General features: G+C 72.8%; 3 protein-coding genes (1 of these 3 running past the window's edge). All 3 read left to right on the forward strand.

All coding sequences use genetic code 11. The features are described 5' to 3' along the window. Nucleotides 1-6,464, forward strand: the end of a protein-coding gene (locus A4U64_RS06405; RefSeq protein WP_065922346.1) for a non-ribosomal peptide synthetase. The gene continues 23,080 nt to the left of window position 1, outside the view; only the last 6,464 of its 29,544 coding nucleotides appear in the window; the start codon falls outside the window, past its left edge; its stop codon occupies nucleotides 6,462-6,464. 218 nt (nucleotides 6,465-6,682) lie between these two features. Further along, the gene (locus A4U64_RS06410) at nucleotides 6,683-14,086 is read left to right on the forward strand and encodes a non-ribosomal peptide synthetase (RefSeq protein WP_084648713.1); all 7,404 of its coding nucleotides are present in this window, start codon (nucleotides 6,683-6,685) and stop codon (nucleotides 14,084-14,086) included. A gap of 184 nt (nucleotides 14,087-14,270) precedes the next feature. Continuing rightward, nucleotides 14,271-26,381: a non-ribosomal peptide synthetase gene (locus tag A4U64_RS06415; protein ID WP_084648605.1), complete on the forward strand. Its 12,111-nt coding sequence runs from the start codon at nucleotides 14,271-14,273 to the stop codon at nucleotides 26,379-26,381. The last annotated feature ends 418 nt before the right edge of the window (nucleotides 26,382-26,799 follow it).

Below are 26,799 nucleotides of genomic sequence, written 5' to 3' on the forward strand. Positions count from 1 at the left end.
TCGTCGCCTTCGTCGTCCACCACATCTCGGCGGACGGCTCCTCGATGGGGCCGCTCACCCGCGATCTCGTGGCGGCGTACGTCGCCCGGTCGACCGGGAACGCTCCGGACTGGGCACCGCTGCCGGTGCAGTTCGCCGACTACGCCCTGTGGCAGCGGCGGGTGCTCGGCGACGAGAACGACCCGGCGTCGGTGGCTGCGAAGCAGGTGACGTACTGGAAGCAGGCCCTGGCGGATCTGCCGGACCAGCTGGATCTGCCGACCGACCGGCCGCGACCGGCCGTGCAGTCCTTCGCGGGCGGGAAGATCGACTTCACGATCGACGCCGACCTGCACCGGCAGCTGGTCGAGCTGGCCCGGGGCCGGGGCGCGACGCTGTTCATGGCCGTCCACGCCGCGTTCGCGGTGCTGCTCGCGCGGCTGTCGGGCACCGACGACATCGCGATCGGCACGCCGATCGCCGGCCGCGGTCAGCGTGAACTCGACGATCTGATCGGCATGTTCGTCAACACGCTGGTCTTCCGCACCCGGGTCGAGCCCGGCGAGTCCTTCGCCGACCTGCTCGACCAGGCGCGGGAGCGGGACCTGCAGGCCTTCGCGAACGCCGACGTGCCGTTCGAGCGGCTCGTGGAGGTGCTCAATCCGGAGCGGTCGACGGCGCGGCATCCGCTGTTCCAGGTGGGCCTGTCGTTCCAGAACCTCGCGACGACGAGCCTCGAGCTGCCGGGACTGACCGTCTCCGGTGTGGACGCGGACCTGCAGACCTCGCAGTTCGACCTGCATCTCGTGGTCACCGACCGGTACGCCGACGACGGCGCCCCCGAGGGGATCACGAGCGTGCTCACGTACGCCACGGATCTGTTCGACGAGCCAACCGTCGTGGTGTTCGCGGAGCGGTTCGTGCGGGTGCTCGAGGCGATTGTGGCCGATCCGTCGGTGGCGCTGGGGGATATCGAGATTCTCGAGGCGGCCGAGCGGGTGCGGGTGCTCGAGGCGTGGAACGAGACCGCTCGTGCGGTCGGGGGGCCGGCGACGCTGGTGGATCTGTTCGACGAGCAGGTGCGGCGCGCTCCCGACGCGCCGGCGTTGGTGTTCGAGGGTGTGACGCTCACCTACGGCGAGTTCGATGCCCGGGTCAATCGTCTTGCGCGGCAGCTTGTTGCGCTGGGTGTGGGGCCGGAGTCGACCGTGGCGCTGGCAATGCGCCGGTCGGTCGAGTTGCTGGTGGGCATGTACGCCGTGGTCAAGGCCGGTGGTGCGTATGTGCCACTGGACCCGGACCAGCCGGCGGAGCGGACCGGGTACATTCTCGAGGTCGCGGCTCCGGTGGTGGTGCTGACCACCGAGCGCGACGGCTTCGTGGTACCGGGACAGACGATCCCGACGCTCACTCTCGACACCCTCGACCTCGACGAACTGTCGGACGCTCCGGTCACCGATGCGGAGCGGTTGGCGCCGTTGCGGGCGTCGAACACGGCGTATGTGATCTTCACGTCGGGTTCGACGGGTCGGCCGAAGGGTGTGGCGGTGCCGCACGGGGCGATCGTGAACCAGTTGGTGTGGAAGCGGGCGGAGTATGCGCTCGGTGCCGACGATGCGGTGTTGCTCAAGACGGCGGCGACGTTCGATCTGTCGGTGTGGGAGTTCTGGTCGGCGCTGGTCTGCGGTGGCCGGTTGGTGATCGCCGCGCCGGACGGGCACCGCGACCCGGGCTATCTGAACGCCCTGACGGCGGAGCGGTCCGTGACCACCCTGCACGTGGTGCCGTCGATGCTCGAGACGCTCCTCGTCGACGGCGAGGACCGGCTCCCGGCGTCGGTGCGACGGGTGCTCGCGATCGGTGAGGCATTGCCGGCGGCGACGGCGCGACGGTTCCTGGCGCACAACACGGCCCGGTTGGACAACCTGTACGGTCCGACCGAGGCCGCGGTGTCGGTGACCTTCCACGAGGTCGACGACGCCACCGGGGTGTCGGTGCCGATCGGTGTCCCGGAGTGGAATTCGCGGGTGTACGTGCTCGACGCGCGGCTGAATCCGGTCCCGGCCGGCGTGCCCGGTGAGCTGTACCTGGCGGGTGCGCAGCTGGCGCGCGGCTACCACGGCCGGGCGGATCTGACGGCGGAGCGGTTCGTCGCCTCGCCGTTCGGGGACGGCGAACGGCTCTACCGCACCGGTGACCTGGTGCGGTGGGATCCAGCGGGTCGCCTGGAGTACGTCGGACGCACGGACTTCCAGGTCAAGATTCGCGGTTTCCGCATCGAGCTCGGCGAGATCGAGGCCGCGCTGCGCGGCGTCGACGGTATCCGGGACGTGGCGGTGATCGTCCGCGAGGACGACCGGGTCGGACCGCAGGCGATCGCCTACGTGGTGCCGCAGCCCGGCGTCGTGCTCGACGTCGCCGACGTGAGCACGCAACTCGGGCGGGACCTGCCGTCGTACATGGTGCCGGCGGCGTTCGTGGTGCTCGAGGCGCTGCCGCTGAACGTCAACGGCAAGCTCGACCGCAGGGCGCTGCCGGCGCCGGTGTTCGAGGCCCGGGAGTTCCGGGCGCCGACCACCGTCACGGAGGAGGCCGTGGCGCGGGTGTTCGCCGAGGTGCTCGGTCTCGAACAGGTCGGTCTCGACGACGACTTCTTCGCCCTCGGCGGCGACAGCATCGTCTCGATCCAGCTGGTCTCGCGCGCGAAGGCCCGCGGCGTGGTGTTCACCCCGCGGGACGTGTTCGAACGCAAGACCGTTGCGGGTCTGGCGGAGGTCGCCACCCTCACCGGCGGTGGGGCGGGTGCACCCGCGGAACTGCCCGGTGGCGGTGTCGGCGACGTCCCGCTGACGCCGGCGATGCGTGACGCGCTCGACGCCGCCGGCCACGTCGAACGACTCGCCGTGGCCACGGCGGTGATCCTGCCCTCCGGCGTCGACCACGACGCCCTGGCCGGGGCGATCGGCGTGCTCGTCGACCATCACGACGCGCTGCGTGCGATCGTCGAGCACGACGCCGACGGCGCCGTCGCCCTGCGGGTGCGTGCCACCGGCACCGTCGACCCGGAAACCCTGCTGGCGCAGGCGGAACCGGAAACGGACGCGGCCGACGACGTGCGGGCCCGCGCCGAGCGGGCCCTCGGGGCGGCCGTCGAGCGAATCGACCCCGCCGCGGGCCGGATGGTGCAGTTCGTCCGCATCGACGACGGGCGCGGCGAGACGCTGCTGATCGTCGCCCACCGTTTCGTGGCCGACGACGCGTCCTGGCGCATCCTGGTCGACGATCTGGCCGCCGCGTACGACGCCCTCGCGGCCGGACGCCCGGTGGTGCTGCCCCCGGTCGGTACCTCCCTGCGCCGCTGGGCGCACGGGCTGGTCGAGGCGGCCGGCCGGCCCGAGCGCCGCACGGAACTCGCACTGTGGCGCTCGATCCTCGACGGACCGGACTTCCCGATCGGGAACCGCCCGCTCGACCCGGCCGTCGATCTCGGCGCCACGGTCGAGCACGTGCGCGGCACCGTCCCCGCCGCGGACACGGAGGCGCTGCTCACCGCGGTGCCCGAGCGGTTCCACGGCACCGTCCGCGACGGTCTGGTCACCGCGCTCGGCCTCGCGCTGGTGCGGTGGCGCCGGGACCGGGGCATCGACGAGACGTCCACGCTGCTCGCGGTGGACGGGGACGGACGCGACGCGGCCGTGGTCCCCGGTGCCGACCTGTCCCGGACCGTCGGATGGTTCACCACCGTATTCCCGTTCCGTGCCGGGTTCGAGGGAATCGACCTCGACGACGCGTTCGCCGGGGGACCGGCGATGGGCGCCGCCGTCAAGGCGGTCAAGGAACAGCTGCGGGCCCTGCCCGACGGTGGTGCCGGCTTCGGTCTGCTGCGGCACCTCGACCCCGATTCCGCAGGGGAGCTCGGCGCTCCGCGGCCGCAGGTTGCGTTCCACTACGGCGAGCCGGTCCCGGGCGGTGCGTGGGCGCCGGCCGATGCGTTCGGCGACCTCACGGTCCGCCCCGCCGGCCTGCCCGTCACCGCGACGATCGACGTCGCGGCGACCGTGTCGTACCGCCCGGAGGGCCCACAGCTCGAGGCGCGCTTCGGTTTCCCCGCCGGGGTGGTCGAGCGCTCGGAGATCGAGGAGCTGGCACAGCACTGGCATGAGGCCCTGGCTGCGCTGGCCCGCCACGTCCGCGAGCCGGGCGCCGGGGGCCTGACCCCGTCGGACGTGCCGCTCGTGTCGGTCGCCCAGCACGACCTCGACGTGTGGCAGTCGCGGTACCCGTCGGTGACCGACGCGTGGCCGCTGTCGCCGCTGCAGGCGGGTCTGCACTTCCACGCGCTCATGACCGAGGCGAGCGTGGACGTCTACACGATGCAGGCGGTGCTCGAACTCGGCGGTGCGGTCGATCCGGAGCGGCTGCGCGCCGCGGCGCAGGCGCTGCTGGACCGGTACCCGAACCTGCGGACGGTGTTCGTCACCGACAGCGGCGATCCCGTGCAGCTGGTGCTGGGTGACGTCGACGTGCAGTGGCGGCACGAGCACCTCGGCGGCCTCGCCGAGGACGCCCGCGACGCCGAGCTGGCCCGCATCCTGCGCGACGAGCAGGTCCGGCGCTTCGACCTCGGCACCGCCCCGCTGATCCGGTTCCTGTTCGTCGACGTGGCCGAGGGCCGCTCGCTGCTCGCGGTGACGGTCCACCACATCCTGCTCGACGGCTGGTCCATGCCGGTCCTCATGCAGGACCTCATGGCGCTGTACGTCACGCACGGGGACACCACCGCGCTCCCGGCCGTCCGCTCCTACCGGGAGTTCCTCGAGTGGCTGGCGGAGCAGGACCGGGAGGCGTCGCTCGAGGTGTGGGCGAAGGCACTCGCCGGCGTCGAGGAGCCGACCGTCCTCGCCCCGTCGGTGCGGCATCCCGACGCGGACGCCATCTCCTCGGTGCACGTGGTGTTCGACGAGGAACGCGCCGCGGCGGTGACCGCCCTGGCCGCGAGCCTCGGGGTCACCGTGAACACCCTGGTGCAGGCGGCCTGGGCGGTGCTGCTCGGCCGGATCGTGGGACGCTCCGACGTGACCTTCGGCGCCACCGTGTCCGGCCGGCCGGCCGAGCTGCCCGGCGTCGAGTCGATGGTCGGCCTGTTCATCAACACCCTGCCGGTGCGGGTGGACACCGATGACGACGAGACCGTCGCGCAGCTGCTGCGCCGCGTGCAGGCACAACAGGCGGAACTGCTCGGCCACCACTACCTGGGTCTGACCGAGATCCAGCAGCGGGCGGGCGGGCGGATCGGATTCGACACGCTGCTCGTGTTCGAGTCGTACCCGATCGACCGGGCCGCGCTGTCCTCCGCCGCCACGGACCTCGACGGCATGACCGTCACGGACGTCCGGCTCGACGACGCGACCCACTACCCGCTGACGCTGCTCACCCTCGCGCAGTCGGAGATCGTGTTCACCTTCAAGTACCTGGAGCGGTACTTCGACGAGACGGAGGTGACCGTGCTCTCGCAGCGGTTCGTGCGGGTCCTCGACGCCTTCGTGGCCGACGCCCAGGCGGCGGTGGGGGACATCGACCTCATGGACGCCGCGGAGCGGGCACACCTCGTCGCCGAGGCCGAGCCGGCGCAGGCTTCGGCCGCGAGCACCGGCCGCACGCTCGCCGCCGTGCTGGCCCACGTGGTCGAGGAGGATCCGGAAGCCCCGGCCGTGGCCGTCGACGGCACCGAGGTGCCGTACCGCGAGCTGGACGCGCGGTCGTCGCGGCTGGCGCGGCTGCTCATCGCGCGCGGCATCGGCACCGGCGACGTCGTCGCCGTCGCCGTCCCGCGGTCGGTGCAGTCGGTGGTGGCGCAGTGGGCGGTCGCCAAGACCGGCGCGGCCCTGCTGATGGTCGATCCCGGCGGCCCGTTCGTCGGGGCGCCGGGCGCCGCAGGGGTGACGCTGGGCTTGACCGTGGCGGAACTCACCGCCGGCCTGCCCGGCACCGTCACGTGGCTGCCGCTCGACGACGAGCAGCTGCGCGCCGAGCAGGCGGCGCAGGCCGCACACCCCGTCTCGTACGCGGACCGGCTCCGGGTCGTCGGGTCCGAGAGCCCGGCCCTGGTCACCGCGACCCGCACGTTCACCCAGGCCGAGCTGATCGACCGGATCGGCGAGCTGCGCGAGCAGTACGGCCTGACCTACGAGTCGCGCAGCGCCGCGGTCGGGTCGACCGCGGCGGAGGCCGGTGCGCTCGAGCCGATGCTGGTCACGGCCACCGGCGCGACGGTCGTCGTGGTGCCGGAGGGCGCCGACTCGGGGGAGGCACTCGACGCCGCCCTGTACGACGAGTGGGTCACCCATGCCCACCTGACCGCCGACGCGCTCGACACCCTCGAACCCGGGGGGCTCGAGGATCTGGCGGTGGTGGTCGTGGTCGATCGGGCGCCGGAGGACCTGCTCGAGCGGTGGCGCACGGCCCATCGGGTCGTCGTCGCCTGAGGTCCGGCCCGCCGCGGTGAGGCTCCCCTTTTCGTCGGGGGAGCCTCACCGCGTCCGGTCCCGGCGGGGGCCCGAGGGTAACGTCGCGGGCGCATCGGTGGATGAACGAGTGGCGGCTACCGGCCGGTACGGTCCCGCCGAGGGCGCCGGGCGCAGTGACTATGCTTGCTCGTTCGCGCGCGAGCAACGGAACCGAAGCGAAGGATGTGGGCATCTACATGCGGTCTTCTCGACACGACGGCAGCCTGGGCGGGAGCGATCCGGCGATCGCTCCCCAGTCGCCGGCCGTCGAGCGCCGCGAACGCCCCGCCCGCAGCCGCCGTCCCGCCCCCACCCGGCCCCAGCGGGGCTCCCGCACCCGCACCCAGGCGACGTTGCTGCCGCAACTGCTGGTATCGGCCGTGGAGGAACGCGGCGATCACCCGGCGGTCGTCGCGGCGGGCGGGGCGACGCTCACGTACCGGGAGCTGGACGAGAAGTCGTCGCAGCTGGCGCGGCTGCTGATCGAGCGGGGCATCGGCCCGGGCGACGTGGTGGCGGTCGCCGTGCCCCGCTCGGCGGAGTCCGTCCTGTCCGTGTGGGCGGTGGCGAAGTCGGGGGCGACGTTCCTGCCCGTCGACCCGAAGTACCCGGCCGAGCGGGTCCTGCACATGGTGTCCGACTCCGGCGCGGCCGTCGGCCTGACCCTCACGGCCTTCGCCGCGGACCTGCCGGGCTCGGTGCGGTGGACCGCGCTCGACGATCCCGGCGTGGCCGGTGACATCGCCGCCCGCCCCGGCCACCCGGTGTCGTACGCCGATCGGATCCGGCCGCTGTCCGAGCTGCACCCGGCCTGGATGATCTACACCTCCGGGTCGACGGGCCTGCCGAAGGGCGTGTCCGTCCCGCACACCGGCATCGCCGGCCTGATCACCGCCGAACGCGAGCACTACCGGGTCACCGCCGAGGCGCGGGTGCTGCACATCTGCTCGCCCAGCTTCGACGTGTCGATGCTCGAGCTGCTGAGCGCCTTCACCGCCGGCGCGACCCTGGTGGTCTCGCCGCCGACGATCGTCGGCGGCGCGGACCTGGCGGAGCTGCTCGCGGCCGAGCGCGTCACCCACACCTTCATCACCCCGGCGGCGCTGGGGTCCGTCGACCCGCAGGGCCTGGACGACCTGCGCGTGGTCGTGGTGGCGGGGGAGAGCTTCGGTCCCGATCTCGTCGAGCGCTGGGCCGCGCCCGGCCGCGACTTCTTCAACGGATACGGGCCGACCGAGGCGACCGTCCTGGCGGTGAGCAGTGCCCCCTTGCACCCGGGCGAGCCGATCCGCATCGGTACCCCGATCCCCGGCGTGGGGGCATACGTGCTCGACACGCACCTGCGCCCGGTCCCCGCCGGTGTCACCGGTGAGCTGTACCTGGCGGGCGCACAGCTCGCGCTGGGGTATCACGCCCGTCCGGGCCTGACCGCCGACCGGTTCGTCGCCAACCCGTTCGCGGACGGCGGGGCGCGCATGTACCGCACCGGCGACCTCGTGCGCCGGGACGACAGCGGTGTGATCGAGTACCTCGGCCGCTCCGACTTCCAGGTCAAGATCCGCGGCTACCGCATCGAACTCACCGAGATCGACGCGGTCCTCGTCCGGCACCCGGACGTCGAGTTCGCCACCACCGTGGGCCGCGCCCTGCCCTCCGGGGAGACCGCGCTCGTCTCCTACGTCGTGCCGGCCGCCGGGGGCGCGGACCTCGACACCGGCGCTCTCGTCGAGTTCGCGGCCGGCTTCCTGCCCGACTACATGCTCCCGGCGGCGGTCGTCCCCATCGCCGAGGTGCCGCTCAATCCCGTCGGCAAGCTCGACCGCGCGGCCCTTCCCGCCCCGGTGTTCGCGGTCCGGGAGTACCGGGCGCCGCAGACCCCGGCCCAGCAGGCCGTCGCCGACGTCTTCGCCGACGTCCTCGGCGTCGAGCGGGTCGGTCTCGACGATTCGTTCCTCGACCTCGGCGGCAACTCCCTCGTCGCCACCCGGCTCGTCGCCCGGCTCGGCGCGGCCCTCGACACCCGGGTGCCGGTGCCGCTGGTGTTCGAGGCGCCGACGGTGGAGTCGCTCGCGGCGCGGCTCGAGTCGCAGGCCGGCTCGGGTGCCGTGGCGCTGGTCGCCCGCGACCGCCCCGAGCGGATCCCGTTGTCGCTCGCCCAGCAGCGCATGTGGTTCCTGAACCGGTTCGCGCCCGAGTCGGCGGTGGACAACATCCCCGTCGCGATCCGGCTCGCCGGGCGTCTCGACGTCGAGGCCCTGCGCGGCGCGGTCGCCGACCTCGTCGCCCGGCACGAGTCGCTGCGCACCGTCTACCCGGAGACCGACGGCGACGGCTACCAGGTGGTACTGCCGGTGGCCGAGGTACTGCCGGATCTCGCCCCCGTCGAGGTTGCGGCCGAGGACGTTCCCGCTCGCGTCCTCGAGTTGGTCGGCACCGGGTTCGACGTCACCGCCGCCGTGCCGTGGCGCGTCGCGCTGCTGCGGATCTCCGACGAGGAGCACGTGCTCGTCTTCGTCGTGCACCACATCTCCGGCGACGGTTTTTCCATGACGCCGCTGACCCGTGACGTCGTCGCCTCCTATCGGGCGCGCACCCGTGACGAGCCGAATCCGTTGCCGCCGTTGTCGGTTCAGTACGCCGACTATGCGCTCTGGCAGCGCGAGGTGCTCGGCGACGAGGACGATCCGGAATCCGTGCTGTCGCGGCAGCTCGCCTACTGGCGCGCGCAGCTCGCCGACCTGCCCGAGGAACTCACCCTCCCGGTGGACCGGCCCCGTCCCGCCGTTGCGTCCAATCACGGTGCCGCCCTTCGTGTCCCGATCGACGCCGAACTGCACGCGGCGCTCGCCGACCTGGCCCGCACCCACAACGCGAGCGTGTTCATGGTGGTGCACACGGCGCTGGCCGTGCTGCTGGCCCGGCTGTCCGGCACCGACGACATCGCCGTCGGCACCCCCGTCGCGGGCCGCGGCGAGGCCGCCCTGGACGACCTGATCGGCATGTTCGTCAACACGCTGGTGCTGCGCACCGCCGTCGAACCCGGTGAGCCGTTCGCCGACCTGCTCGCCCGGGTGCGCGGCACGGATCTCGAGGCGTTCGCGAACGCCGACATGCCGTTCGAACGGCTCGTCGAGGTGCTCGACCCGCCCCGCTCGCAGGCCCGGCACCCGCTGTTCCAGGTGATGCTCACCTTCCAGAACCTGCCGCAGTCCGCCCTGGAGCTGCCCGACCTGAGCATCTCCGGGGTCGAATTCGACACGGCCATCGCGAAGTTCGATCTGCAGGTCACCGTCGCCGAGCAGCTCTCGGAGCGCGGCGCCCCCGGCGGGATGACCGTCGAACTCGCCTACGCCACCGATCTTTTCGACGCCTCCACCATGCGGTCCCTCGCCGACCGGTTCAGCCGGATCCTGCGCGGCGTCACCGTGGACGCCGCCACCCCGGTCGGCGCGCTGCCGTTCCTGGACGACGCCGAGGCCGAGCGGATCCTCACCGAGTGGAGCACGCTCGGGTCCGGGGTCCGGGTGCCCGCAGCGGCGACCCTCGCCGACCGCTTCGACGCCGTCGTCCGCCGCAGCCCCGACGCCCCGGCCGTCACGTTCGCCGGACGCACCCTCTCGTTCGCCGAGCTCGACGCGCGCGCCAACCGCCTCGCCCGCCGGCTCGTCGCGGCCGGGGCGGGCCCGGAGGAGCTCGTGGCCGTCGCGCTGCCCCGGTCGGCCGAGTTGATCGTGGCGCTGCTGGCGGTGCTCAAGTCCGGTGCCGCGTATCTGCCCACCGACACCACGTATCCGGCGGAGCGGCTGCGGTACATGCTCGAGGACGCACGTCCGCGCTGCGTCGTCACCACCACCACCGGTGACGGCGACGCACTGCCGGACGTCGGCCTGCCCCGGGTGTACATCGAGGACGACGACCCGCACGCGCCGTCCGGGCCGCTCACCGACGCCGAGCGGAGCGCGCCGCTGCATGCGGACAACCGCGCCTACGTCATCTACACCTCCGGCTCCACCGGCCTCCCCAAGGGCGTCGCGGTCACCCACCGCAACGTGCTGACCCTGTTCGACAACGCCGAACCGCTGTTCGGGTTCGGTGCCGACGACGTGTGGACGCTGTTCCACTCCTACGCATTCGACTTCACGGTGTGGGAGCTGTGGGGACCGCTGCTGTACGGCGGCCGGCTCGTCGTCGTCGACTACCTGACCTCACGCTCGCCCGAACAGTTCCTCGAGCTGCTGCGGGCAGAGCGGGTCACCGTGCTCAACCAGACCCCCTCGGCGTTCCTTCAGCTCGACGAGGCCGACCGGGTCGCGTCCGTGGAGCGTCCCGACGCCGATCCGCTCGCACTGCGATACGTCGTGTTCGGCGGCGAGGCGCTCGACCTCGGCAAGCTCGACGGCTGGTACGGGCGCCGGCCCGTGGCGCCGACGCTGGTCAACATGTACGGCATCACCGAGACCACGGTTCACGTGTCGTTCCTGGCCCTCGACCGCGGCGCCGCGCGCCCCGGTGCCGCCAGCCGGATCGGCCGCTCCCTGCCGGGGCTGCGGCTGCGGGTGCTCGACCGGCGGCTGCAGCCCGTCCCGGTCGGGGTGCCGGGCGAGGTGTACGTCTCCGGTGACCAGCTCTCCCGCGGCTACCTCGGCCGGCCGGGACTGACCGCCGCACGGTTCGTCGCCGACCCCTTCGGGGCGGGCCGGCTGTACCGCACCGGCGACGTCGCGCGGTGGAACGCCGACGGCGAGCTCGAGTACGCCGGGCGCAGCGACGCGCAGGTGCAGTTGCGGGGCTTCCGCATCGAGCTGGGCGAGGTCGAGGCGGCGCTGCTGCGTGCCGACGCGGTGGCCCAGGCGGTCGCCGTGGTCCGCGACGACGGTCTCGGCGACCGGCTCGTCGGCTACGTCGTGCCCCGCGCCGGCGCGGACGTCGACGTGGCCCGCGTGCGCGAGCAGCTCGGTGCCTTCCTCACCGGCTACATGATTCCGGACCTCGTGGTCGTCCTCGACGAGCTGCCGCTCACCGTCAACGGCAAGCTCGACCGGCGCGCCCTGCCGGTGCCGCAGGCGACCGCCACCACCGCGGGCGGGCGCCGCGAACCGGCCACCGCCGCCGAACGCGCCGTCGCGCAGGTGTTCGCCGACGTGCTCGGCGTCGAGCGGGCCGGTGCGGACGACTCGTTCTTCGAGCTCGGCGGCAACTCGCTCATCGCGACGCGGGTGATCGCGCGGATCAACGAGTCGCTCGGAACCGCCCTCGCGATCCGCGAACTGTTCGAGGCACCGACCGTCGCCGAACTCGCGGCCCGGGCCGACGCGCACGCGGAATCGGCGCCCCGGCCCGCGCTGACCGCCGGGCCTCGCCCCGATCGGGTGCCGCTCTCGCTCGCCCAGCAACGCATGTGGGTGCTCAACCAGCTCGATCCCGCCTCCGCGAGCTACAACATCCCGCTCGCGATCAGGCTGCGTGGCCGCCTCGACACCGCGGCGCTCACCGCCGCGGTGCGCGACGTGATCGAGCGGCACGAGTCGCTGCGCACCCGGTACCCGCAGGACGAGACGGGGCCCTACCAGCACGTCCTCGACGCCGACGCGGTGGTGCCCGCGGTCGTGCCGGTCGAGGTGGCGTCCGAGCAGGAGGCGTTCGCCGAGGTCGTCGCCCTCGCCGCCGAGGGCTTCGACGTCTCCGCGCAGGTGCCGGTGCGCGGCCGGATCGTCTCGGTCGGCGCCGACGACCACGTGCTCGCTCTCGTCGTCCACCACATCTCCGCCGACGGTGCGTCGCTGGCGCCGCTGGCACGGGATCTGATGACCGCCTACGCGTCGCGGTTGTCGGGCGGCACGCCGGCCTGGGCGCCGCTCGAGGTGCAGTACGCCGACTACGCGCTCTGGCAACGTCGGGTCCTCGGTGACGCCGACGATGCGCAGTCGCCGGCCGGTGCCCAGCTGTCCTACTGGCGTTCGCGCCTGGCCGGGGTGCCCGAACTGCTCGATCTGCCCACGGACCGGCCCCGGCCGCCGCAGCCGTCGCTGCGCGGCGGCACGGTGGCGGTGGAGGTCGACGCGCAGATCCGGCAGCGGCTCGACGCCCTCGCGCTCGAGCACCGGGCGTCGCTGTTCATGGTCGTCCACGCGGCGCTCGCCGTGCTGCTCGCCCGGCTCAGCGGCACCCACGACATCGTCGTCGGCACGCCCGTCGCGGGCCGCGGTGACCGGCGCCTCGACGACCTCGTCGGGATGTTCGTCAACACCCTCGCCCTGCGCACGGATGTGGACCCGGCGGCGACCTTCGCCGAGCTGCTCGACCGGGCCCGCGCCGTCGACCTCGAGGCGTTCGGGCACGCCGACGTGCCGTTCGAGCGGGTGGTCGACGACGTGGTGGCCGTGCGCTCCCCGGCCCGGCATCCCGTGTTCCAGACGGTGCTGTCGTTCCAGAACACCGAGGCGGCGCGGCTCGAACTGCCGGGTCTCACCGTCGAGGCCCTCGACGCCTGTGAACTCGCCGCGAAGTTCGACCTGCAGGTGACCGTCGATCCGCGTGAGCACCCGGGCGGCTCGGCCGCCGGCATGCACGTCGGGTTCACCTACGCCGTGGACTTGTTCGACGCCGGCACCGTCGCGACGTTCGCCGAACGCTTCGTGACCGTCCTGCGCGCCGTCGCGGAAACCTCCGACGCGGTGGTCGGGGACATCGACATCCGCACCGAGACCGAGCGCACGGCGCCCACGGTCATCGAGCCCGAGCCGGTGGCGGTCCCCGACCGCGTCGAGCGGACGGTGCCGCAGGAGTGGCAGGTCGCCGTGGAGTCCGATCCCGAGGCCCCGGCGTTCGTCGCGGACGGCGTCGAGGTCACCTACCTCGACCTCGACCGCCGGTCGTCGCAGTGGGCCCGGTATCTCATCGCCGAGGGCGTCGGGCCCGGCGACGGCGTCGCGGTCGCCGTGCCGGCGGGCCCCGAGCTGATCACCGCGCTCTGGGCGGTGACCAAGGCGGGTGCCGCGATCGTGCCCGCCGTGTCCGGCTCCGCCACGCCTGCGGAGACACCCGGGCTCGGGTTGACGACGACCGGGTCGGACGCCCGTCGGTCCGCCGCCGCGCGCTGGGTGTGCCTCGACGACCCGGCGACGGTGACGGCCGTGGACACGCTGTCCCACCGGCCGGTCGACTACTCGGAGCGGGTCCGGGTCCTGCAGCCGCAGCACCCCGCGCTGTGGGTGGCCGGCCGCGGGCTCGACCACGGCGAACTGGTCGCCGTGGTCCGCGGCGGTGCGGCCGCGCTGAAGCTGGACTACGAATCGCGGTCGCTGGTGTGCGACCTCACGGCGGAGCAGTGGCGCATCTTCGCGATCCTGGCTGCCGGGATCGCGGGGGCGGTGGTGATCGTGCCCGAGCCCGGCGCCGACCTCGCCGCCGTCGTGGCCGACGAATGGGTAACCCATGCGTTCGTGCCGTCTTCGCTGGTAGACGCGTTGAACGAGGCACCGGGTGACGACCTCGGGGTCGTGGTCGTCACCGACCGCGACGAGGTCCCGCCGGGGTCCGTTGCCGCGGGTGGGCAGTGGACGACAGTGGCCGCCGTCGACCCATGGAGTATGCGGAACTGAATACCGGCCGGTAGATTCCTCCCGGGCGGGACGAGTTCTCCATGCTCTTCCCGCGTGTGGAAGGAGCTGTATCCGTAGTGCAACGCAGGAGCCCGGTCCGGGCAGATCGAGGTCCGGGCACGTGAGGCGAGAGCCGGGGGTGCGGCGCAGGGAACCGGGCCGGTCGCGTAGCCGGGCCACGCGCGTGGCACTGCTGCCGACTCTGCTGACCTCCGCGGTGGAGGAACGCGGAGACCATCCCGCGGTGGTGGGCGCCGCCGGTGGCCCCGCCCTGTCGTATCGCGAGCTGGACGAGAGGTCGTCGCGGTGGGCGCGGTGGCTGATCGGCCGGGGCGTCGGGCCGGGCGACGTGGTCGCGGTGGCGATACCCCGTTCGGTGGAGTCGGTGCTCGCGTTGTGGGCGGTGGCGAAGTCGGGCGCGACGTTCGTCCCCGTCGACCCGCGCTACCCCCTCGAGCGGGTGGAATTCATGCTGGCAGATTCCGGCGCGGCCCTGTGCATGACGGTGCGCGATTTCGCGGCCGCGGTGCCGGCCGGAGTCGAACAGGTGCTGCTCGACGATGCGGCGGTGGCCGGGCAGGTCGGGCAGCTGCCCGGGCATCCCGTCTCGTACGCCGACCGGACGCGCGCGCTCGAAGGGCCGGACCTCGCCTGGATGATCTACACGTCCGGCTCCACGGGCCGCCCGAAGGGGGTGGCGGTCACCCATGCCGGGATCGCCGGCGTGATCTCCGCCGAGCGGGAGCACTACGGGGTCGGCGCGGACGCGCGGGTGTTGCATGTGTGCTCGCCGAGTTTCGACGTCTCGATGCTCGAGTTGCTGATCGGGTTCTCCGCGGGTGCGACGGTGGTGGTGGCGCCGGCGTCGGTGGGCGGCGGTGCCGACCTGGCCGAGGTGCTGGCGGCCGACGCGGTGACCCACGTGTTCATCACGCCGGCGGCATTGAGTTCGGTGGATCCCACGGGCCTGACGGACCTGCGGGTGGTGGTGGCGGCCGGGGAGGCCTTCGGGCCGGAGCTGGTGAGCCGGTGGACCGGTCCCGGCCGGCGGTTCTTCAACGCGTACGGGCCCACCGAGGCGACGATCCTGGCGACGAGCAGCGCGCCGCTGGTGGCGGGCGAGCCGATCACGATCGGCACCCCGATCCCGGGACTGGCGGCTTACGTGCTCGACGGCCGGTTGCGGCCGGTGCCGCCGGGTGTGGTGGGTGAGCTGTATCTGGCGGGCGCCCAGGTGGCGCGCGGCTACCACCGCCGGCCGGGACTGACGGCGGAGCGGTTCGTGGCCGATCCGTTCGGGTCGGATCCGGGAACCCGGATGTACCGGACGGGAGACCTGGTGCGCCGCGCGGCCGACGGCCCGATCGAGTATCTCGGGCGCAGCGATTTCCAGGTCAAGATCCGCGGGTTCCGGGTGGAACTGGGTGAGATCGACGCCGCCCTGACGGCCCGGCCGGACATCGAGTTCGCCGCGACCGTCGGGAAGGTGCTGCCGTCGGGGGAGACGGCACTGGTGTCGTACGTGCTGCCCGCGGCCGGAACCCGGATGGACGCGCCGGCGGTGCTCGCCGGGTTGGCCGAGACGCTGCCCGGCCACATGGTGCCGGCCCTGGTGATGGTGCTCGACGCGGTGCCGCTGACCCCGGTGGGCAAGCTCGATCGGGCGGCGCTGCCCGAACCGGTGTTCGCCGAGCGGGAATACCGGGCGCCGCGCACCCCGGTCGAGGAGACGGTCGCGTCGGTGTTCGCCGAGGTGCTCGGGCGCGAGCGCGTCGGCGTGGACGACTCCTTCCTCGAGCTGGGGGGAAATTCGCTCCTCGCGACCCGGTTGGTGGCGCGCCTGGGTGCGGCCCTGGAGACCCGGGTGCCGGTGCCGGTGGTGTTCGAGGCGCCGACCGTGGCGGCATTGGCGGCGCATCTGGAGTCGGGTGGCGCGGCGGCACACGCTGTTCCGCTGGTGGCGCGAGAGCGCCCGGACCGCGTACCGCTGTCGTTCGCGCAGCAGCGGATGTGGTTCCTCAATCGGTTCGATCCGGCCTCCGCGGCCGACAACATCCCGGTGGCGATCCGGCTGACGGGCCGGCTCGACGTCGATGCCCTGCGAAAGTCGGTGTCCGACATCGCGGTCCGGCACGAGATCCTGCGAACCAGGTATCCCGAAACGGACGGGCGCCCGTACCAGACGGTCGTTCCCGCCGCCGGATACACGCCCGACTGGGCGTCGGAATCGGTGCCCGGAACGGAGCTGGCCGACCGGATCGCCGACGTGGTGGCCACCGGATTCGACGTGACCGCCGAGGTGCCGTTCCGGGTGCGGCTGTTCCGGGTCGCGGACGACGAGCACGTGCTCGTGTTCGTGGCACACCACATCAGCGCCGACGGCTGGTCGATGGCGCCGTTGACGCGCGATCTGATGACCGCGTACGCCGCGCGGGCCGCCGGCCGGGAGCCCGGATGGGAGCCGTTGCCGCTGCAGTACGCGGACTTCGCGCTGTGGCAGCGTGAGGTGCTCGGATCGGAGCGGGACGCGGACAGTCCCCTCTCGGCACAGGCGGAGTACTGGCGGCGGGTCCTCGCGGATCTCCCCGCGGAACTGCACCTCCCGACGGATCGGGCCCGCCCGCCGGTGCAGTCCTTCGCCGGCGGCCGGGTCGCGTTCGATATCGATGCCCCGACGCACCGGCGGGCGGGGGAACTGGCACAGCAGTGCGGGTCGACCCTGTTCATGGTCCTGCACACCGCGCTCGCGGTGTTCCTCGCCCGGATGTCGTCGTCGCATGACATCGCCGTGGGTACCGCGGTCGCCGGCCGCGGTGACGCCGCGCTGGACGAGATGGTCGGCATGTTCGTCAACACCTTGGTGCTGCGCACCCGGGTCGATCCCGGTTCCGGGTTCGCGGAGCATCTCGCGCGGGTCCGCGAGAGCGACCTGGAGGCGTTCACCCACGCGGAGATCCCCTTCGAGCGCGTCGTGGAACTGCTCGCTCCGGAGCGTTCGACCGCGCGGCACCCGCTGTTCCAGGTGGCCATCGCCCTCGAGAACCTGCCCCCCGCGGGTCTCGAGCTGCCGGACCTGAGCGTGGCGGCGGTGCCGTTCGATGCGACCACCGCGAAGTTCGATCTGTCGTTGACGCTGCGTGAACACACGGACCCCGGCGGGGGACCGGCGGGAATGTCGGCGGACTTCGTCTTCGCCAGGGACCTGTTCGACGACGAGACGGTGGCCGGATTCGCGCGGCGGTTCGTGCGGCTGCTGGCCGCCGCCGTGGCGGACCCGGCCGTGCCGGTCGGTGACCTGGCGCTCCTTGCCGACGACGAAGCCGACCGGCTCACCCGTGCCCCGGACGACGCACCGAGCGGTGCCCGCACGCTCGCCGAGATCCTGACGGCGGCGGTCTCCCGGGACCCCGAGGCGCCGGCCGTCCGGTACCAGGACCGCACGATCAGCTACCGCGAACTCGACGAGTCGTCGTCCCGGCTCGCGCGGGAACTGGCAGCACGCGGCGTCGGCCCCGAGGACGTGGTGGCGCTGGCGTTCCCGCGTTCCTACGAGATGGTGCTCGGCGTGTGGGCGGTCGCGAAGGCCGGCGCCGCGCACCTTCCGGTGGATCCGTCCTATCCGGCGGAGCGGGTCCGGTACATGCTCGCCGACTCCGGTGCGGCGGTGTGCCTGACCACCACCTCGTACGCCCCCGCGCTGCCCGCGTCCCCGCCCCGGCTGGAACTGGACGATCCCGAGGTCGTGCGGGCCGTCGCGACACGATCCGCCGCCCGGATGTCCGACGCCGAGCGGGTACGGCCGCTGTCGCTGCAGCACGCGGCGTACGTCATCTACACGTCGGGGTCGACCGGGCACCCCAAGGGTGTGGTGGTCACCCACGCGGGTCTCGACCCGCTGCTCGGTGCCGCGGTGACGCTGTACGGCGTGACGTCACGGTCGCGGTTCCTGCACGTGTGCTCGCCCAGCTTCGATCCGTCGGTGCTCGAGTGGATGGCCGCGTTCTCCCAGGGCGCGACCCTGGTCGTGGTGCCCTCGACGATCGTCGGCGGACCCGAACTCGCGGAACTGCTTCGGGCCGAACGGGTCAGCCACACCATTGTCACGCCGGCGGTGCTGGGGACGGTCGATCCGTCGGGACTCGACCGTCTCGGGGTCGTGTCCGTCGGCGGGGACGTGACATCGCCGCAACTGCTGGCGCGGTGGGCGCCGGGACGGAGCTACTTCAACGGCTACGGGCCTACGGAGACGACGATCATCTCGTCGTTCGCGCGGCTGCAGCCCGGGCGCCCGGTCACCGTCGGCCGGCCCGTACCGGGGGTGGCCGCCCTGGTGCTGGACTCCCGGCTGCGGCCGGTGCCGTCCGGCGTGGCCGGCGAGTTGTACCTGGCCGGGGCCGCTCTCGCGCGGGGCTACCACCGGCGCAGCGGGTTGTCGGCGGCACGGTTCGTGGCGAACCCGTTCGGAGCGCCGGGCACGCGGATGTACCGGACCGGGGACGTGGTCCGATGGCGCAGCACCGGCGCGGTCGCCGAACTGGAGTACCTCGGGCGCAGCGACTTCCAGGTCAAGCTGCGTGGATTCCGGATCGAACTCGGCGAGATCGACGCCGCACTGGAACGGAACCCCTCCGTCGCGCAGGCCACCACGGTGCTGCACACCGATCCGCGCGGCGGGGACAGGCTCGTCGGCTACGTCGTCGGCGCGGCCGGCGCCGTGCCCGACCCGGCGCACCTGCGCGAGTTCCTCGCCGGGGAACTGCCGAACCACATGGTGCCCGGCCACATCGTCGTGCTCGACGCCCTGCCCCTCACTCCCGGTGGCAAGCTGGACAGGCGGGCACTGCCGGTGCCGCTGCCCGAGTCGGCCGAGTACTGCGCCCCCGCCACGTCCGACGAGCAGGCGGTCGCAGACGTGTACGGGGCGGTGCTCGGGGTCGAGCGGGTCGGCCGCGCCGACGACTTCTTCGCGCTCGGCGGCAACTCGCTGCTCGCGATGCAGGTCATCGCGCGGCTCGAGGCCGCCCTCGGCGTCCGGGTCCCGGTGCGGACGTTGTTCGAAGCGCCGACCGTGTCGGCCCTGGCGGCGCGGATGGGGGATCCGGTCGCGGTCCCGTCCCGGATGCCCCTGCGCCCCCGGCGGCGCCCCGAGCGGATTCCGCTGTCGCTCGCGCAGCGGCGGATGTGGTTCTTCAACCGGTTCGACCCGGACTCCGCCGCCTTCAACATCCCGCTCGTGCTGCGATTGACCGGGGCGCTGGATGTGCCGGCGCTGCAGGCCGCCCTGCGCGACCTGCTCGCCCGGCACGAGGCCCTGCGCACCGTCTTCCCCGACTCCGACTCCGGACCGTTCCAGGTGATCGTTCCGCTCGAGGACGTACCACTCGATCTGGCGGCACAGGACGTGGCCGAGGACGACCTGCACCCGCGGATCGCCGCCCTCGTCTCCCGGGGGTTCGACGTCACCGGTGCGGTACCCGTCCGGGCGGCCCTGTTGCGGCTCACCGACCGGGACCACGTGCTGGTCGTCGTCGTTCACCACATCGCGAGCGACGGCGGATCCCGGGCCCCGATGGCCCGGGATCTGGCCACCGCGTACCTGTCCCGCAGAGCGGGCCGGGCACCGGAGTGGACTCCGCTGCCGGTGCAGTACGCCGACTACGCCCTGTGGCAACAGGACGTGCTGGGCTCCGAGGACGACCCCGAGTCGGTGCTCGCGCGCCAGTTGAACTACTGGACCACGGCGCTGGCGGACCTGCCGGACCTGGTGGAACTGCCCACCGACCGCCCGCGGCCCGCCGTGCAGACCGGGCGCGGCGCGAGCGTCGACTTCACCCTGGACGAGGCGTTGGCCGCCCGGCTCGATCGGCTCGCCCGGGATCACGGCGTGACGTTCTTCATGCTCGCGCACGCCGCGCTCGCGGTCCTGCTGGCCCGCCTGTCCGGTACCGACGACATTCCCGTCGGGGCACAGGTCGCCGGCCGCGGCGAGGAGGCACTCGACGATCTCGTGGGGATGTTCGGCAACACCCTCGTGCTGCGCACCCGGATCCACCCGGACGCCACCTTCTCCGAGCTCCTCGCCGGCGTGCGGGAGGTCGACCTCGCCGCCTTCGGCAACCCCGACGTTCCGCTCGAACGGCTCGTGGAGATCCTCGATCCCGTCCGGTCCACCGCGCATTCGGCCCTGTTCCAGGTGCTGCTCGTGGTGCACAACTTCACCCGCTCCGAGATCGCATTGCCGGACCTGCACATCGCGCCGGTCGGGACAGCCACGGGCGGCGCCAAACTCGATCTCGAGATCCACCTGACCGAGATGCGCGACGAGCAGGGGCGGCGGGACGGGGTCGCGGGATCCGTCGTCTACGCGTGTGACCTGTTCGACGAGGACACCGTGCGGACGTTCGCCGCGCGACTCGCGTCGATCCTGGAGGCGGCGGCGGACGATCCGGGCGTTCCGGTCGGCGGCATCGACCTGCGCACCGCGGAGGAACGTGCCCGGCTCGACGAGCTGAACCGGACCGCCGCGCCGCTCGGTGACCGGTTGGTGCTGGACGCGTTCACCCGGCAGGCGCGGCGCACCCCCGACGCGACGGCGGTCGTCTTCGAGGACACCGCGCTGACCTACGCGCAGTTCGCCTCTCGGGTGGACCGGCTCGCCCGGCGCCTCGTCGCGTGCGGCGTCGGGCCCGATCGGCTGGTCGGCGTCCACATGAGCCGATCGGTCGAGATGATGGTCGGGATCTATGCGGTTCTCCGGGCCGGTGGCGGGTACGTGCCGCTCGACCCGGAACACCCCGCCGAGCGAACGGCATACGTCCTGGCCACCGCTGAGCCGGTGGTGGTGCTGACCACGACGCGCGATCGGGGCACGCTCCCCGATTCCGTCCCGGCCCTCGTGGTCGACGAATCGGACTTCGCCCCGGCGCCGGTCACCGAGTTCGCCGACCACGAGCGCCTGGCGCCGCTGCATCGGGCGAACATCGCCTACGTGATCTACACCTCCGGGTCGACGGGCCGGCCCAAGGGCGTTGCCGTCACCCACGGCGCCGTCGTCAACCAGATGACGTGGATGCGCGAGCGCTACGAATTCGGCATGGGGGACACGGCGCTGCAGAAGACCCCCATCACGTTCGACGCGTCGGTGTGGGAGCTGTTCTTCCCGCTGCAGGTCGGTGCGCGGCTCGTGGTCGCGGCACCGGGAGGCCATCGCGACCCGGAGTACCTGGCCCGCCTGTCGCGGCAGTGGGCCGTCGGCATCCTCGAGTTCGTTCCGGCGATGCTCGCCGTGTTCCTCGCCGATCCCGCACTCGAACTGCCGGCGGCGCTGAAGTACCTGTCCGTCGGTGGCGAGGCGCTGCCGGGAGAGCTCGCGGCCCGGTTCGCCGAACGCTCGGATGCGCTGCTGGACAACACGTACGGCCCGACCGAGGCGACCGTCACCGCGACCGTGCTGCGCTGTGCCGGACGTCGCACCGATGCCGGCACCGTGCCGATCGGCCGTCCGATCCGCAACACCACCACGCATGTTCTCGACGAGCGGCTGAACCCGGTACCGATCGGGGTGCCGGGGGAGCTGTATCTCGGTGGGGTGCAACTTGCCCGCGGTTACCATGCCCGCCCGGATCTGACCGCGCAGCGGTTCGTCGCGCACCCCGGCGGGGCGCGGCTGTACCGCACCGGTGACCGGGTCCGGTGGTTGCCGGACGGTACGCTCGAGTTCCTGGGCCGCAACGACTTCCAGGTGAAGGTGCGCGGTCTGCGGATCGAGCTGGGGGAGATCGAGGCGGCACTGCTGGCGCAGCCGCAGGTGGCGCAGGCCGTCGTGACCGTCCACGACGGGCCCCACGGCGCGCAGATCGCCGCGTACGTCGTGTCCGCGGACGGCGCCGAGGCCGACGCGGACGCCGTTCGCGCGGCAGTGGGGCGCCTGCTGCCGCGGTACATGGTGCCCGACGTGGTGACCGTGCTCGGGGAACTCCCGCTCACCACATCCGGAAAGGTGGATCGCCGGGCCCTGCCGGAACCGGTCCCGGCCGTCCGTGAGTTCCGGGGGCCCACCACCGCGATCGAGAAGACCGTCGCCTCGGTGATCGGTGAAGTGCTCGGCGCGGAGCGGCTCGGTCTCGACGACGACTTCTTCGCGCTCGGCGGGAATTCGTTGATCGCCACGCGTGTGGTCGCCCGGATCGGGTCGGCGCTGCGCGCGTCGGTGCCCGTCCGCGTGATCTTCGAGGCGTCGACGATCGAGTCGCTGTCGGCAGCCGTGGAACGGCACGTCGGGTCCGGCGGCCTGCCCGCCCTGGCGGCCCGGCCGCGTCCGGAGCGGATCCCGCTGTCGCCGGCCCAACAGCGGATGTGGTTCCTCAGCCGGTTCGAGGCGACCGCGGCGGCCTACAACATCCCGATGGCCGTGCGGCTGACCGGACGGCTGGATCCGGTCGCGCTGCAGTCGGCGGTCGCCGACGTGGTCGCCCGGCACGAGGTCCTCCGGACCGTCTACCCCGAGGTCGACGGGGTCCCGGTCCAGCAGATTCTGCCCGCGGGCGCCGGTGTGCCGGCCCTGCGCCCGGCGGACGTCGACGAATCGGAGCTCCAGGCCGCCGTCCGGTCGGCGGCGGCGGTCGGATTCGATGTCACCCGGTCCGTTCCGGTTCTCGTGCGGCTGTTCCGGGTGTCCCCGGCTGAACACGTCCTGCTGGTCGTGGTGCACCATATCGCTGCCGACGGCTATTCCGTGGCGCCGCTCGTGCGGGATCTCGCCCTCGCGTACAGCGCGCGACGGGAGGGCCGCGAACCCGCATGGCGGCCGCTGCCGGTGCAGTATGCGGACTACACGCTGTGGCAGCGGGAGGTGCTGGGCAGCGAAGCCGATCCCGCCTCGCGCGTCTCCCGCCAGCTCGCCTACTGGGCCGACGAACTGGCCGGGCTGCCCGACCAGTTGCCCGTGCCCACGACCCGGCCGCGGCCTCCGGTGCAGTCCTACCGGGGAGACCGGGTTCCCGTCACGATCGACGCGGACCTTCACGGCAGGGTGGCCGCGCTCGCGGCGGCCACGAGGACCACTCCCTTCACGGTCGTGCACACGGCCTTCGCGGTGCTGCTGGCCCGGCTGTCCGGCACCGAGGACGTCGCGGTGGGCACCCCGGTGGCCGGTCGGGGTGAGGCGGCCCTCGACGACCTGATCGGGATGTTCGTGAACACCCTCGTGTTCCGCACCCGGGTCGATCCCGCCGTCTCCTTCGCGTCGCTGCTCGCGCAGGTCCGGGAGCAGGACATTCAGGCCCTGGCCCATGCGGACGTCCCGTTCGAACGACTCGTCGAGGCGCTGGCGCCGGCCCGGTCCATGGCGCGGCATCCGCTGTTCCAGGTGGGGTTGTCGTTCCAGAACCTCGGAGCGGTCGCCTTCGAACTCCCGGACCTGGTGGCGGCTCCGGTCGACGTCGCAGGGGAGATCGCCCAGTTCGACCTGCACCTGATCGTCGGCGACAGTTTCGGCGCAGACGGGACGCCTGCGGGTATCGGCGGGCATCTGTCCTACGCCACCGATCTCTTCGACGTACGCGCGGCCGCGTCCATCGCGGACCGGTTCGTTCGGATCCTGGGCGAACTCGTCTCGGTTCCCGACCGGGCGGTCGGCGACGCCGATCTGCTCGGCGCCGACGAGCGGCGGGCGCTGCTCGAGGCGACGAACGACACCCGGGTCGAGGTTGCGGGCGGCGGCTGCCTCCCCGAGCTGTTCCAGCACGAGGTGCACGAACGCCCGGGGGCGGTCGCGCTCGTCGGGGACGGCGTGCAGCTGACCTTCGGGGAACTCGGCGCTCGCGTCGCCCGGCTGGCCCGCGCGCTGGTGGCGGCCGGCGTCGGGCCGGAGACCCGGGTCGGTCTGATGATGCCCGGCTCCGTGGACCTCGTCGTCGCCATGTACGCGGTGTCCGCCGCCGGGGGCGCCTACGTTCCGCTCGACCCGTCGCTGCCGATCACCAGGCTGGCCCGCATGGTCGAGGCGGCGCGGCCGGCGACGGTCCTCGCGACGGCGGTGTCCACGCGCGTCGCGAGGGAGGTTGTGCCGGAGCCGATCCCGGTGATCGATACCTCGAGTGTGGACCTGTCGCGGTACTCGGCCGCCCCGGTGACCGACGCCGATCGCAGTGCGCCGCTGCGGCCCTCGAACCTCGCCTACATACTGTTCACGTCGGGATCGACCGGGGTGCCCAAGGGCGTGGCGGTGGCCCACGGCGCAGTGGTCAACCAGTTGCGCTGGATGCATGCGGAGTTCGGGTTCGGTCCGGACGAGGTGACGGTGCAGCGGACGGTGGCGACGTTCGACCTGTCGGTGTGGGAGTTCTGGGGCGCCACGACATGTGGCGGCCGGCTGGTGGTGGCGGATCCCGAGGCTCGCCGCGATCCGCTCCGCCTGCTCGCGCTCGTCGAGCGCGAGTTCGTGACGACGCTGTACCTGGTTCCGTCCCTGCTGAGCGCCCTGATCGCGGGTGCAGACCGAGAATTGCCGACCTCGGTGCGGCGGGTGCTCTCGATCGGGGAGACGCTACCGGGTGCCGTGGCCGGGGCGTGGCGCCGGTCGAGCCGGGCGGAGCTCGTCAATCTGTACGGACCCACCGAGGCGGCCGTGTCGGTGACGGCGCACCGGGTCACGGGCGCGGACACCGACCAGGTGCCGATCGGGGTGCCCGGGTGGAACACCCGCGTGTACGTACTCGACCGGCGGCTGCGGCCCGTGCCGGTGGGAGTGACCGGAGAGCTCTACCTGGCGGGCCGGCAACTCGCGCGGGGCTACAGCGGCAGCCCCGGGGCGACCGCGGACCGGTTCGTTGCCGACCCCTTCGGGGCCGGGGGCCGTCTGTACCGCACCGGTGATCTGGCCCGGTGGACCCCTGCGGGCGTCCTCGAGCACGTGGGCCGCGGAGACTCCCAGGTCAAGCTGCGCGGTTTCCGGATCGAACTCGGAGACATCGAGGCGGCGCTGCTGCGTCTGCCCGCCGTGGCGGCCGCGGTCGCGACGGTGCACCACGACGCCGCGACCGGCGCTCGGATCGTCGCGTATGTCGTTGCCGCGCAGGGTGAGTCGGACCTCGACCTGGGGGCCCTGCGGAGCGCGCTCGCGGACGAGCTGCCGAACTACATGCTGCCGGCCTCGATCATGCGCCTGGACCGGCTCCCCGTCGGAACGACGGGCAAGGTCGATCGCGGCGCGCTGCCCGCGCCGATGCCCGAGCGGGCGTCCTACCGGGCTGCGGCGACGCCCGTCGAGCGTGCGGTTGCGCAGGTGTTCGCGGACGTCCTCGCTGCGGACCGGGTCGGATCCGACGACGACTTCTTCGTCCTCGGCGGATCCTCGCTCGTGGCCGTGGGGGCGACGCGGGAGCTCGCGCGCCGGCTCGGCCGTCCGGTGCCGCTCGAGTGGGTGTTCGCCCATCCGACGGTGGGGGACCTTGCGGCCCGGATCGAGCAGTCGGCGGGGGAGAAGCCGCCGGCGAGCGGGTCCGCCGACTCCTCCCTGGACGTGCTGCTGCCGCTGCGCGAGGGCGACGACGGACGCGATCCGGTGTTCTTCGTCCATCCGGTGATCGGCCTCGCCTGGAGCTTCGCCTCGCTCGCCGGCTACGTCGAGCCGGGCCGTGCGGTCTACGGACTGCAGTCCCCGGCGCTGTCCGGGGAGTCGGACCTACCGGATTCGATCGAGTCCTGGGCGGCGCGGTACGTCTCGGAGGTCCGGCGGGTCCATCCGGACGGTCCCTTCCACCTGGTCGGATGGTCCCTCGGCGGGGTGATCGCCCACGAGATGGCGGTCCAGCTCCAGCGAGCCGGACTCGAGGTCGGTTCGCTCGTGCTGCTCGACGCCTATCTGCCCGACGCCGTGCGCGGCCCGGTGGATCCGGTCGCGGTGGCTGCGGCGGCCTTCGGTGCGAACCGCGCCGGCGGCGGGGAACCGGCGTACGCCCTCGGTGACATCGGGATGCTCGCCGACGAGATCGATCCCACCCTCGCCTCGTCCGTCCTCACGAGCATCGACTGCTCGTTCGAGGCGCTCGAGCGGCACGTGCCGGCCCGGTACGAGGGACGCATTCTCTTCGTCGGCGCCGCGCCGCAGACCGTGCCGGATCCCGAATCGGGCCGGGACTGGTCACCGTACGTCTCCGGCGGCGTGCACCGGCACGACCTGCCGACCTCGCATTGGGAGATGACCGGGCCGAGTGCGTGCGCTCGTCTCGGGCCGCTGCTGGCGCGCTGGACGTCCGGCGGCTCCTGCCCGGAATGCGACGGCGTGGATCGTTGACCCATGGGTGAGTGGCGGCCGTGTTCGAGCTCACATTCGACATCGAACGTCTGCTGTCCAACAGTTGGATGAAACGTGTGCATTGTCTAGGCTTGGCGGGGTTCGTGGTGCGGTCGGAACGGCCGAACGGCCGGAAGGCGGTGCCGAACGGCCCGGAGGCGGTGCCGAGGTCCTTCGCCTCGCGCCACCGGAATCTGCAGGTGGCGAGGCAGATCCGGCGCGAGGTCCGGGATCTCCCCGCCGCCGGTCGCGCGCGGCGCTCCGGGCCGTTCGTCCCGTGCGGGGCGACGCTGTGTCGCGCGGCGAACGTCGCGCCGAGGCTGCGCCGACGCTCTCGCGGGGCCGGCGACTCCTGTCCGGAATGCCGGTCTACCCGTCGGTAACTTAGTTTCCGGACATACGTACAGGTGGCACGGTT

Source organism: Rhodococcus sp. WB1, assembly GCF_001700945.1.
In the GTDB taxonomy this organism is placed as follows: domain Bacteria; phylum Actinomycetota; class Actinomycetes; order Mycobacteriales; family Mycobacteriaceae; genus Rhodococcus; species Rhodococcus aetherivorans.